This is a genomic window from Pseudomonas sp. BE134 (assembly GCF_031456105.1).
GTDB lineage: Bacteria > Pseudomonadota > Gammaproteobacteria > Pseudomonadales > Pseudomonadaceae > Aquipseudomonas.
In genome coordinates this window covers 104,885-118,297 of the sequence record NZ_JAVDUA010000006.1, presented here as the reverse complement: position 1 = coordinate 118,297, position 13,413 = coordinate 104,885, and the positions used below count along the sequence as shown (strand labels likewise).

The following is a 13,413-nucleotide window of genomic DNA, read 5'->3' as shown; positions in this document are numbered from 1 at the left end:
ACGAATGGCGCTCATCTTGTTAGCGTCTGATCCATTGAGCGACACCGGAGTCACGGGCGAGCGCCAGGCCAAAAACAGGATCAGCCCCATGGAAGACCGAGCGTCTCTGAGTATCACTGAACCCTCCATCGCCAAAAGCGCGTCGATCGCCACCATCGGCAAAAGCTGGGGATCCGTCGGCGTGACGGGCAGAGCCTCATTCGAATTGCAGCTGCCCCTTTCAGGAGGGCGCGGGTTCGATCCCGCAATGGCGCTGAGCTATGACAGTCAGGGCGGTAACGGGCCGTTTGGCATTGGTTGGCGTTTGGGCATCAATGCAATCACTCGCCGAACCAGCAAAGGAGTGCCCGATTACCTCAACGTCGACATCATGGTCGGCCCCGGTGGCGAGGAGTTAATGCCCGAACTGGATAACGAGGGCAGGCCAATCTCCAGAATTGAAACGCACTATCGCCAGCTGGATGTTGGTGAGCACCGCGTGGTGCGCTACTGGCCGCGTGTCGAGAGTTCATTCGATCTGATCGAGCTCTGGCAACCGCAGGGAAAACCGCCCTTCTGGCTGGTACACGGAGCAAATGGCAGCCTGCATGTCTATGGCAAGACCGAGGCTACGCGCCGTGTCGAACCTGTTGACCCGGACAATCCTGACGCGTCGCGGCGTATCGGAGTGTGGTTACTGCTCGAAAGCATCAACCCCCATGGCGAACACATCTGTTTCGACTACAAGCCCGAAGATCAGGCTCATAGCCCCGATGACTCGCACGACTATCGTGCCCAGCGCTACCTGCACCGTGTGTGTTACGGCAATGCGGTGGCCAGCCAAGACTTGTACGCCTGGACGGTGGAAAACCCGGCGAGCCTGGACTGGCATTTCCATCTGGTGTTCGACTACGGCGAGCGCACGCTCGACCTGCAACAGAAACCGCTCTACGGGCCGCCATTCGATGCGCCCGGCGAGGGTTTCGGCGAGTGGCAGCTGCGCAGCGATCCCATCCACAGCTACACCTACGGTTTCGAACTGAGCACCCGACGCCTGTGTCATCAGGTTCTGATGTTTCATCACTTCCCGCAGGAGCTGGGCGCAAAACCGGTGCTCGTGCGGCGATTGCTGCTGCAGTACCAAACAACTTCGCTGGATTACACCCTACTGGTGGCGGCGCACTATCAGGCGTACGACGCCAGCGGTGCCGTGGAAAACATGCCGCCGGTGGAGTTCGACTATTCAGGTTTCGAACTCAATACCCAGTCGAGCCCGTTCTTGCCGTTCGAAAACATGCCAGGCATCGAGGACAGTGCGCATCATCAATGTGTCGATCTGTTCGGTGAAGGCGTGCCCGGTTTTCTCTGTCGTTACGACCAGAGCTGGTACTACCGCGAGCCCTTGCGCGCAATGACGGGGGGCGATGACATCCATTACGGCCCATGGACGCAGCTGCAGCAGATCCCGGTGGCTGATCGCAATCAACCCGCCTATCAGGCGCTGACCGATCTGACCGGTGACGGCCGCCTGGACTGGATCCTCGCCTCACCCGGCACATGCGGTTTCCACACCCTCAATCCGGATCGCAGTTGGTCAGGGTTCATTCCCTTTACGACGTTCCCGGTGGAGTTTTTCCACACGTTTTCACAGTCCGGCGACTTCATGGGCAATGGTCTTAGCTCGATGGCGCTGATCGGCCCGCGGAGCGTGCGCCTGTACCCGAACCGTCGTGAGGACGGTTTCGGCCAAGGCCTGGACGTCCCGCGTAAACCGGACAGCGATAGCCTGCCGCTATTCAGCCATTCGCGCAGCGAGTTGGTGATGCTGGGCAACCTGCTGGGCAGCGACATGAGCGAGCTGTGTCGCATCCGGCACGACGAAATAAAATGCTGGCCGAACCTGGGGCATGGTCGGTTCGGCAAGGGCTTTGTCATGAGCGCCCTGCCCTTCGATTACGCGACGTTCGACTCGGCGCGCGTGCGGATCGCCGATCTGGATGGCTCCGGTGCACCGGCGCTGATTTACCTGAAGTCCGACTGTTTCGAGATCTATTTGAATCACGGCGGCAATGGTCTGGAGCAAATCCCCGTCACCGTCCCTTGGCCCGACAACATCCGTTACGACAACCTGTGCCAGGTCACCCTCGCCGACCTGCAAGGCCTGGGTTGCGCGAGCCTGATCCTGACGGTACCGCACATGTCGCCACGGCACTGGCGCTACGATTTCGTCAGCGCCAAGCCTTACATGCTGGTCGCCAGTAATAACAACATGGGTTGCAGCACAGGAGTGGTTTATCGCAGTTCCGCACAGGAATGGCTCGATGAAAAGGGCCGGATACTCACGCTTAAACGTTTGCCGATTTCCTGCTTGCCGTTCCCGGTGACCGTGGTCAAGCAACAACGCCAGCTCGACGAAATTACCGGCAACCGCCTGAACCAGTTTTTCCAGTACCAACAGGGTTACTACGATGGCCGGAACCGGGAGTTCCGCGGCTTCGGCCTGCTGTGCCAGACCGACAGCGAAACAGGCACACGCGAAGGCGACAACGGCTTTACCGCCTCCTCACTGATCCGCACCTGGTTTCATACCGGACGGCTGGTCGACCTGCCACGCGATGGCTACTTCAACCGTGATCCCGAGGCCCTTGCCTTAAAACCCGCGTTGTTTTGCCAGTATCACCCCAACGATGATTTTGATGATCCCGTCCCGCCCGCCGACGAGGCCACCGCTCAAGCAATAGCACACGCCCTGGCAGGTTCGGTGCTGCGGGTGGAAACCTGCGCCGCCGACGACGATCCGGCCACGGAGGTGCCTTTCACGGTGGAGGAAAGTCGTTACAAGGTCCGCGAACTGCGCAAAAAGGGAGAGCATGACGCTTACCCGATCATGCTGCTCTTGCCACTGGAGAGGATCAGCTACCAGTACGAACGCTTCGTCAACGACCCACTTTGCCGACATGAAATCACCTTGGCCCATGACGAGTTCGGCCTGCCTGTGCATGCCATCACGGTCAGCTATGCACGACGCCGAACCGAGAGCGATGAACCGCCCTTTGACGACGCCGATGAAAAGAAATGGTGGCTTGATGCCCATGACCCGGCACAACAGTCTTATTACCTGAACGAAACCCGCGCCCGGTTCATTCACTTGAAGCAGGACTTGCAAGGCTGGCGACTGGGTCTGCCCTGGCAGCAACGCGGCAATGCATTGATATTGCCCAAGGGGTCTGCACCCGAAGGGCTGAACCCCGAAGGCATATCCTTTGAGGGGCTGCTCAAACTGTACGCGTCACCCCAATGGGTCGCTCAGCGACTGTTGACCACCCAATCCGTCTATCGCTACCTCAAGACAGACGATCAGACCCCACTGGCCGATGGCAAGGCGGAATTCGAGGCACTGCGGGCGCCGCTGGAAATTGCCCAACTGGACAAGACCGCGCTGGACGCCTACGACACCGTGCCGTCACTGGTTATCCGGGACGAACTGGAAAAGATCGGGTACTCGCACATGCCCCTGATTCTGGGTGTGGACCCAGTCGCCGACGAAGAGGAAGACAAGGCACGCAATTTGTGGTCATCCCGGTACGGTTTCGCCAGGTACGACGTTCCCGAGAACTTTTATAAGGTGCTTGAGTACAACGAAACGCCGAGTCACGGCATCACGACAGCCCGTTACGACGCCTACCGCCTGTTCCTGGAAAGCGTCAGGCAGCCAGACGGTTGTGAAGCACGTTTTGAATATGACTATCACGCGCTGCAACTCATGCGCAGTATCGATGCCAATGAAAATGTCGAGGAAGCCCTTTACGAACCGTCCGGCCAACCGCTCGCCATCAGTTTCCATGGCACCGAAGACGGCAAGCCCGCAGGTTTTCGGCCTATCGCTGAGCACGTGCGCCCCCTCGACCCTCGCCCGGGCCCTGCCATCGAAGACCCGAAAGGCGCCCTGCAAAACGCGGCGAGCGTATTGCGAAAGGACCTGTTCAGCTGGATGGGCGAACTCCCCGACTCCGTCAGGCAGACACCCGACTGGCTGACCGCCTGGATCGAGCAAGGTGATGTGCTACCCAGCCTGCATATTCGCGCCAGCGCCCGGCGTCGCCTGTCTCGGCTCATGTTCCTGACCGTGGCTGAACAAGCACTGCTTGCCTTGATCCACAGTGCTCCCCGCGAACCCGTGCACAGTGTCGTCCTCACCGCCGACCGCTACTTTGACGATGTGCTTCAGCAAATCCAGATCGTCAAAGCCTTCGTGGATGGTTTCGGCCGACCATTGCAGATCAAACAACTGGTCGAACCCGGCCCGGCTTTCGTGGTGGAAAACGGTGAGCTGGTGATTGAAGACGGCAAGCCCAAGGTCGCCCCCGCCAACCCGCGCTGGCGCGTCAGCGAACGGGTGGAATACAACAACAAGGGATTGCCGGTTCGCGTGTTTCGCCCGTACTTCGCCAATGTGCACTGCTACATCAATGACCAATCCTTGCGTGAGTTCGGCCATCACGATCAGAAGTTTTACGACGTGCTGGGGCGCCTGAACAAAGTCATCAACGCCAAAAAGGATGTCGCACTTGAAATCATCCACCCTTGGTACAAAACCAGTCTGGATTTCAACGACACCTACGTTGCGCAGCCTGATACCGGGCTGAAGGCAGGCAAACAGTGACTCTCTCGGTTCATTGGCACACCCCGAACCTGACGGTCATTGATAGTCGGGGTTTACCGATCCGTCAGGTGGCGTACTTGCGCAACCTCGTCGGCGGGCCACTGGACACCTTGATTACCCGACAGCGGCATGACGCCGCCGGGCGACGGGTCGCGCAATGGGACCCGCGGTTGTTCGGTGTCGACCCCAACCTGTCCACCGTCTACCGCCTCTCTGGCGAACCGCTCAAGGTCGATAGCGTCGATGCCGGCTGGCGCTTGAGCCTGGTCGGCGTGGGCGGTGAAACGCTTCAACGTTGGGACCAGCGCGGCAGTCATTGGCGCACCCGCTACGACCCCTTGTTGCGTCCGGTCGCGATTGAAGAGAACGCCCAGCCCAACGTCGAAACCTTTGCTTATGCCGATGCCTCGGCTGATCCTGATTTCAACCTGCGTTGCCAGCTGACCGAACAGCTCGACCGCTCCGGCACCTTGAGTGTCGACAGCTATAGCCTGCTGGGACAGCCGCTGAGTGAAACGCGAATCCTGATCGAAGGTACGCCCTACCGCAGCAGCCGCACGTTCAGTTCGCTCGGCGTGGTACTGAGCCAGACCGACGCCGGAGATCATCAGCAACAGTTGCAGTACGACGTCGGCGGCCAGCTCCAACAGGTTGAGCTGCGGCTAAAAGGCAGCCCGACCTGGCAGGCGATTTTGAAAGAGGCGCAGTACGACGCCGCCGGCCTGATCATTGAACAAAGCGCCGGCAACAATGTGCTCAGCACCTGGACCTACGACCCGGCCGATGGGCGCCTGACCAGCCAACGCAGCCAAAAAAACGCCGAGCCGGCGCTGCAACACCTCGACTATTTCTACGACCGCGTCGGCAACATCACCCGTATCGAAGACCGCCTGTTCCAGCCGATCCACTTCGCCAACCAGCGGGTCGACGGCCACCGCGACTTCACCTATGACTCGCTGTACCGGCTGACCCGTGCCAGTGGTTACGACGATGCCCCACCGTCGGACATTCCGGGTCGGCCACTGCCCGGCCACCCGAGCAATCGGCTCAACTACCGGCAAGACTATGAGTACGATCACGGCGGCAACCTGATCACCTTGCGTCATGTCCGTGATGGCGCCGCGCATACCCGCGAGATGTTCATCGACCCTGACAGCAACCGTGGCGTGCGCTGGAAAGAGAGTGATCCTGCACCGGTCTTTACCGAACTGTTCGACCATCACGGCAATCTTCAGCAATTACAACCGGGCAACACCTTGCAGTGGAACAGCCTCGATGAGCTGGCATCCGTCACGCGGGTCAAACGCGACAATGACCCCGACGACCAGGAACTCTACCGCTACAGCCAGGGCGTGCGCGTGTTCAAGCGGCATGAAACCCACACCTCCTCGCTCACCCATTTTCACCAGGTGGTCTACCTGCCGGGGCTGGAAATCCGCACCCGCGACAATGGCGAAGAGCTGCATGTGATCACCCTGCCCGGCGGGCACGGCAGCGTGCGTTGCCTGCACTGGGTCAGCGGCAAACCCGGCGGGATCGAGGCCGATCAGTTGCGCTACAGCCTGGAAGACCATTTGGGCTCCTGTGCCATGGAACTCGACCGGCAAGGGCAAGTGATCAGCCACGAAGGTTATTACCCGTTCGGCGTCACGGCCTGGCTGGCGGCTGGAAATCAAGTCGACGTCGACTACAAGACCATCCGTTACTCGGGCAAGGAAATGGATGACAGTGGGCTGTATTACTACGGCGCCCGGTATTACGCACCGTGGTTGCAGCGCTGGGTCAGTGCCGACCCGGCGGGGGATGTGGATGGGTTGAATCTGTATGCGATGGTCGGCAACAACCCGCTTCTGTACGTCGACAGATCAGGCACATTCAAAGCCGTATTTGAACTGGGGCGGGATTTCGTAGGTGTACTCGGTAAAGCCAAGAACGCTGCCGATCAGATGCACAGCCTCGCCACTGAATTCGACGGCCTTATTCCCGAAGGCGCCGACATTGCCGAGGTTCGCCAGAGCATGACGCTGGGTAAATTCCTTCGGTCCAGACATGGCGTCAAATCAATCTTGAAAGGCGCGATTGCCGGTACCACCGTGGCCTCGGCACTCGGCAGCGTCGTACCCGGTATCGGCACCGGCATTGGTGCGGCGGTCGGCATGGTGGTCGGCGCCATCGCCATGCCGTTACTGCGGTATTACTTTTTCAAGAAAGGATTGCAGCTGGCGCAAACGCTACATACCCAAGAAATCAAAAATGGCTTGGGCACGGCTGTCGATACCTCGAACAAAGTCATTGAGGGAGCACAAAGTATTGTCAGTAGCGGCCGGGAGGCCATCGACAAAATCAAACAGCTAGCGGACAGCATCACGAGCTACCCGCAGCCAATTCAAGACATGTTCTACAAACAACTGGGTGAACTCAGCTCCGAAGCTCAACGCCAGGCCATGAAGCTGCTCAACTCCGGCATGGAGCCATTTGAGGCAATCAGTCAAACGCTGGAAATGGCGAAGGCCGTCGTTGAGCAATCCAGCGAAGCTGACGGTGCCAATCAGCGGTTGGCGGAACTGAGCCAGGTCGTCAATACGATGGAGAGACCCGTTCCAAAACCCAGAAAACCGAGACAGCAGTTGCATAGAACTGTCTCTGAGTCAGCCGCATGAACCGGCGCAACGGCGAGCCTGAAAAATGAACACGAACCCGGACTATCGTACCCCCGTAGTCATTGCCCATGAGCCGCGCGGGTTGCCCGTTCGCCAGGTGGCCTACCTGCGCCAGAACGGCCTGCTGGAGGCGCTGATTACCCGCCAGCACTTTGACGGACTCGGTCATTTGGTAGCGCAGTGGGACCCGCGACTGTTCGAAAAGGTGCCCAACCTGACCACCGTTTACCGCCTCCCCGGCGAGCCGGTCAAGGTCGTCAGCGTCGATGTTGGCTGGCGCCTGAGCCTGGCCGGGGTGGACGGAGAGATTCTTCAGCGCTGGGATGAGCGAGGCAGCCACTGGAGCACCACCTATGACAACCAGTTGCGCATTGTGGGCGCAGAAGAGAGCGTTCAAGGGACCGTCGAAACCTTCACCTATGCCGATGCCTCGGCCGACGCCGAGCACAACCTGCGCGGCCGACTGATCAGGCAAGTCGATCCCTCAGGCGTGCTGGAGTTCAACAGTATCAGCCTGCACGACCAGACATTGCGCGACAGCCGAACGCTCAGCGATATCGGCACTTTTACCCGTCATCAGACTTTCAGTCCGCTCGGTTTGGTGCTGACCCAGACCGATGCCGGTGATCATCAGCAACAGATGCATTACGACCTCACGGGGCAATTGAAACAAGTTCACCTGAAACTCAAATCCACAGGAACCTGGCAGCCCGTTCTGGCCAACGCCCGGTATAACGCCGCCAGTCAGATCATCGAGCAACAGGCCGGCAACAATGTGGTCAGCACCTGGACGTACGATGAGGCCGATGATCGTCTCGATACCCTGACCGCCGGTGTGCCCGGCCAGAACCTGCTCCAACACTTTCAGTACGGTTATGACCGGGTCGGCAACCTGTTACGCATCGACGATCTCGCGTTTAAACCGGTGTACTTCAAAAACCAGCTCATCGATGGTCATCGAGCTTTTACCTATGACTCGCTGTATCAACTGGCCAGCGCCACCGGCCATGACGCCGCACCCCATTCTGATCTGCCGGGTCAGCCTTTGCCGAGCGATCCCGACAACCACCTCAACTACACACAGAACTACACGTACGATCGTGGCGGTAACCTGATCAAGTTGGTCCATGAGCGTGCGTTGGGCGGCTACACCCACCGGATGTTCATCGCCCCCAACAGCAACCGTGGCGTGCGCTGGAAAGAAGGAGATCCCGTCCCTGATTTCGACACCTTGTTGGACCACCATGGCAACCTCCGGGCCTCGTCCCCTGGAAGGCCCCTGCACTGGAACAACCGCGATCAATTGGCCGCAGCGACGCTGGTTGAACGTTACGACGGGCCCAACGATGAAGAACTCTTTCGCTACAGCCAGGGCGCGCGCGTGTTCAAGCGCCACGAAACCCACACGTCATCGACCACCCACTTCCAGCAGGTCATTTACCTGCCGGGGCTGGAAATCCGCACCCGCGACAACGGCGAAGAGCTGCACGTCATCACCTTGCCGGGCGGTCGGGGCAGCGTGCGTTGCCTGCATTGGGTCAGCAAGAAACCCGACGGTGTCGACCAGGATCAACTGCGCTACAGCCTCGACGACCACCTGGGTTCCAGCCTCATGGAACTGGATCAAAACGCCCGACTGATCAGCCACGAAGGCTATTACCCGTATGGCGGTACGGCCTGGTTGACGGCGGTATCTGCATTGGAGGTCAACTACAAAACCATCCGTTATTCGGGCAAGGAAATGGATGAATGCGGGCTTTATTACTACGGAGCTCGTTACTACGCGCCGTGGTTGCAACGTTGGGTGAGTGCCGATCCGGAATGGGATGTGGACGGGTTGAATCTCTATGCGTTTGTGACGAACAACCCGATGCGCTATGTCGACAGCAGCGGCACGAAAAAGGAGGACGCTGCAAAACAACAGATCATCGACGCGTCAAACACGCTATCGACCGTCAACAGCGAACTGAAGAAGCTCAATTATCAACTCTACAACCTCACTCGAACCCGTGACATTTACAAAACGGCGGGCAAGAAATTGCTCTTTAGCGTGGCTTCGTTCGCCGTCACGTTTCATGCGGGGGCGGCTGGCGCCGCAGTGGGTACAGGCGTCGGCAGCCTGACGGGGCCGGCGGCACCTGTTGTGGTCCCCGTAACAGCGGCTGTCGGAGGAATTTTTGCCGCTGAAGCGGCCGCCAAACTCATGGACAAACTCGGCGAGGAAACAGGACTGGGTTACACCATCACCCCGGATCCGTCAGCGATCTCGGTGAAAAACCTGAAAAGCAAATCCCGCGCCGAGCCATTCAGCGTTAAAGCGGTGGCACAAAGCTTCAGCCCGGAAAATTCGGCAGGCCTGACAAAAACCGCCATCGAAACCACCGCCCGCGTCATTGGCAAACACCTCAAGGTGCCTTACCTCAAACAAACCCTGGCCATCGCGCGTCAGGCGTCCCAATTGACCGAAGCGCTCAATGATTCTCTTGGTCAAGGCGATCTCGACAGGATAACGTCCAATCTCGATGCGCTGGACACCTATCTCAATGACGTAGAAATGCAGGTCAACCAAGCCCTTGAAACACTGGCAGGCGCGTCGGTCAGCGATGACCGGCTGATCGGCGCCCTCAATATGCCGGTCAACTCGGGTGCCCTCGACAGGTCGAGCCTTGAGCAAGACTTCAAAGTCGCCCGAAGCGGGATCAAGCAGGCCAGAAACCTGGCCGGAAGAGTCTCTCGGTACCTCATCGAAAAAAGAGCCGCCTGAGGCCCTGCGCCGCAACGCCGGGCCCTGAATTTTCGGCGCAACTCCATGTTATGGTGCGCGCCCCTACTGCTGATTGTTTCAGACACCATGTTTGCTCGTTCACGCGCGTTACGCCTGACGCTGTACACCTTGCTGATCATCGCCGGCGCCGTGCTGGCGGCGGGTTTCGCCATGCGTCACGCCGAGCGCCAGGCATTGGTCGAAGACGCCGCGCGCGCCAATCAGCAACTGGCGCTGTACGCCAATTCCCTGCATACCCTGATCGACCGCTACCGCGCCCTGCCTGCCGTGCTGGCGCTGGACCCGGAGTTGCGCGCTGCCCTCAACGGCACGGTATCGCCGGAACAGCAGGACGCGCTGAATCGCAAACTGGAAAAAATCAACGGCGCGGCGCAATCCTCGACCCTCGAACTGCTCGACCGCACCGGCCTCGCCGTGGCTGCCAGCAACTGGCGGTTGCCCAGCAGCTATGTCGGCCACAACTACGGCTTTCGCCCGTACTTCAGTGAGACGCGCACCCAAGGCACCGGGCGTTTTTATGCGGTGGGCGTGACCAGCGGGATTCCGGGGTATTTCCTGTCCAGCGCGGTCACCGGCGACAACGGCGAGTTTCTCGGCGCGATGGTGGTCAAGCTGGAGTTTCCGGAACTGGAACGCGAATGGCGCCAAGGCAGCGACACCCTGCTGGTCAGCGATGCACGCGGGATCATCTTCATCGCCAACCAGCCGGGCTGGCGCTATCGATTGTTGCAACCGTTGAGCGACAGCGATCACGCCGCCCTCAAGGCCACTCGCCAATATGACAAACAAGCGCTGACGCCCCTGGATTATCAATCGCTGCAGCACTTCAACGACAACAGTGATCTGAGGCGCGTCGCGGGCCCCGACGGCACGGCTGATTATCTGTGGGAATCGCTGCCGCTGACCACTGAAGGCTGGACCCTGCACCTGCTGCGCCGCCCCCAGGCCGCCTTTGAAGACAGCCGCAACGCCGCGCTCGCTGCTGCCGGATTGTGGCTGGCGCTGGTGTTTCTTTTGCTGTTCCTCAATCAACGCTGGCGCCTGGCCAAAATGCGTCAGCGCACCCGCGAAGAACTTGAACGACTGGTAGAGGAGCGCACCCGCGATTTGCGCACCGCTCAAGACGGTCTGGTGCAATCGGCCAAACTCGCGGCCCTGGGGCAAATGTCGGCCGCCCTCGCCCATGAAATCAACCAGCCACTGACCGCCCAGCGCATGCAGCTTGCTACTCTGAGGCTGCTGCTCGATCACGGCCGGGTCGACGACGCCTACAAGGCGCTCAGGCCAGTGGATGAGATGCTGACGCGCATGGCGGCCCTCACCGGCCACCTGAAAACCTTCGCCCGCAAAAGCCCCAGCGGCCTGCGCGAACGGCTGGATCTGGCGGCGGTGGTCGACCAGTCGCTGCACTTGCTCGACGCCCGAGTGCGTGACGAACAGGTCAGCACCGTATTGCACCTGACGCGTCCGGCGTGGGTGCGCGGCGATGCGATTCGTCTGGAACAGGTGCTGATCAATCTGCTGCGCAATGCCCTTGATGCCATGCACGATACGCCCTGCAAACGTCTGGAAATCCGCCTCGAAGCCGACGAGCAATTGTGGCGCCTGAGCGTCAGCGACAACGGCGGCGGCATCGCCAAAGAACACTTGCCGAATGTATTCGACCCGTTCTTCACCACCAAGCCGGTGGGTGATGGCCTGGGCCTTGGTCTGGCGGTATCGTTTGCCATCGTTCACGAATCGGGTGGCCGCCTGAGTGCCGACAATGACGAAACCGGCGCCGTGTTTACCCTGACCTTGCCCATCGACCCGGAGGCGCCTGTTTCATGCTGAATTCAGTGATGGTGGTCGACGACGAAAGCAGCATTCGCAGCGCCGTCGAACAATGGCTGAGCCTGTCGGGTTTTGAAGTGCAGTTGTTCAGCCGCGCCGATGAGTGCCTGTCGCAATTGCCCGCGCACTTTCCCGGCGTGATCCTCAGCGACGTGCGCATGCCTGGCATGACCGGGCTGGAATTGCTGGCCGAAGTGCAGCGTCGCGATGCCGACTTGCCGGTGATTTTGCTGACTGGTCACGGCGATGTGCCGATGGCGGTCGAAGCGATGCGCGATGGCGCGTATGACTTTCTGGAAAAACCCTTCAGCCCGGAAACCCTGCTGAGCAGTTTGCGCAGGGCGTTGGACAAGCGTCGGCTGGTGCTGGAAAACCGTGCCCTGCACGAACTGGCCGACAACCGCGCCAGACTCGATGCCACCTTGCTCGGCGTGTCCCGTGGTTTACAGACGTTGCGCCGACAGGTGCTGGACCTGGCAGCACTGCCGGTCAACGTGTTGATCCGGGGTGAAACCGGCAGCGGCAAGGAGCTGGTTGCGCGTTGCCTGCATGACTTCGGGCCGCGTGCCGACAAGCCGTTTGTGGCGCTCAACTGCGCGGCAATTCCCGAGCAGTTGTTCGAGGCCGAGTTGTTCGGCCACGAGAGCGGCGCGTTCACCGGTGCCCAAGGCAAACGCATCGGCAAGCTGGAATACGCCGATGGCGGCACGCTGTTTCTCGATGAAATCGAGAGCATGCCCCTGGCCCAGCAAGTGAAATTGCTGCGGGTGTTGCAGGAGCAGAAGCTTGAACGCCTGGGATCGAACCAGAGCATTCGCGTGGACTTGCGGATCATCGCTGCGACCAAACCGGATCTGCTCGATGAGGCACGAGCCGGGCGTTTTCGCGAGGATTTGGCCTATCGACTGAACGTCGCCGAGTTGCGGCTGCCGCCGTTGCGCGATCGTCGCGAAGACATTCCGTTGCTGTTCGAATCGTTTGCCCAAAATGCCGCCGAGCGTTTGGGCCGGACTTTTCCACCGTTGACCGGTCCACAGCTGAGTCATCTGCTGAGCCACGACTGGCCGGGCAATGTGCGCGAGCTGGCGAACGTCGCCGAGCGGCAAGTGCTGGGGCTGGGCGAACCGCAACCGGAGGGGATTGATCCCGGACAGTCGCTGGCGGCGCAGCAGGAAGCGTTTGAAGCGCATTGTTTGCGTGCGGCATTGACCCGGCACAAAGGCGATGTGAAAGCGGTACTTGAGGAACTGCAACTGCCACGCCGCACCTTCAATGAAAAGATGCAGCGGCATGGACTGACGCGCGAGATGTTCCTCGGCGAATGATCGTTCCCACGCTCCGCGTGGGAACGCAGCCTGGGACGCTCTGCGTCCCCAAAGCCGGACGCGGAGCGTCCGTAGAGGCATTCCCACGCGGAGCGTGGGAACGATCGGCTCCGGCGGAATTCCGCTTGCCAGCCCGAACTCCATAAGCGGATTTCCGCTCATCCCAGC

At 60.0% G+C, this 13,413-nt stretch carries 5 protein-coding genes; all 5 read left to right on the top strand.

The window, feature by feature from the left end; all coding sequences use genetic code 11:
* Positions 1 to 88: 88 nt before the first annotated feature.
* Genes J2Y56_RS07375 through J2Y56_RS07355 form a run of 5 tightly spaced genes read left to right on the top strand, consistent with a single transcriptional unit; the run spans position 89 to position 13,245 of the window.
* Complete coding sequence (locus J2Y56_RS07375; protein ID WP_310349527.1) at positions 89 to 4,642, top strand: SpvB/TcaC N-terminal domain-containing protein; 4,554 nt, start codon at positions 89 to 91, stop codon at positions 4,640 to 4,642.
* Positions 4,639 to 7,302, top strand: coding sequence for an RHS repeat-associated core domain-containing protein (locus J2Y56_RS07370; protein ID WP_310349525.1), 2,664 nt, complete (start codon positions 4,639 to 4,641; stop codon positions 7,300 to 7,302). The genes J2Y56_RS07375 and J2Y56_RS07370 overlap by 4 nt, the downstream gene beginning before the upstream one ends.
* Before the next feature lie 25 nt (positions 7,303 to 7,327).
* The gene (locus J2Y56_RS07365; protein ID WP_310349523.1) at positions 7,328 to 10,066 is read left to right on the top strand and encodes an RHS repeat-associated core domain-containing protein; all 2,739 of its coding nucleotides are present in this window, start codon (positions 7,328 to 7,330) and stop codon (positions 10,064 to 10,066) included.
* Positions 10,067 to 10,111: 45 nt separating this feature from the next.
* On the top strand, positions 10,112 to 11,920 hold the full coding sequence (locus J2Y56_RS07360; RefSeq protein WP_310337152.1) for an ATP-binding protein: 1,809 nt from the start codon (positions 10,112 to 10,114) through the stop codon (positions 11,918 to 11,920).
* Positions 11,914 to 13,245: a sigma-54 dependent transcriptional regulator gene (locus tag J2Y56_RS07355; protein ID WP_310349521.1), complete on the top strand. Its 1,332-nt coding sequence runs from the start codon at positions 11,914 to 11,916 to the stop codon at positions 13,243 to 13,245. Before J2Y56_RS07360 ends, J2Y56_RS07355 begins: the two co-directional genes overlap by 7 nt.
* Positions 13,246 to 13,413: the final 168 nt, after the last annotated feature.

What these genes read in the sequence shown, in the direction of transcription:
- J2Y56_RS07355 (WP_310349521.1), top strand. Translation starts at nt 11,914, where the DNA reads ATGCTGAATTCAGTGATGGTGGTCGACGACGAAAGCAGCATTCGCAGC.
- J2Y56_RS07360 (WP_310337152.1), top strand. Translation starts at nt 10,112, where the DNA reads ATGTTATGGTGCGCGCCCCTACTGCTGATTGTTTCAGACACCATGTTT.
- J2Y56_RS07375 (WP_310349527.1), top strand. Translation starts at nt 89, where the DNA reads ATGGAAGACCGAGCGTCTCTGAGTATCACTGAACCCTCCATCGCCAAA.
- J2Y56_RS07365 (WP_310349523.1), top strand. Translation starts at nt 7,328, where the DNA reads ATGAACACGAACCCGGACTATCGTACCCCCGTAGTCATTGCCCATGAG.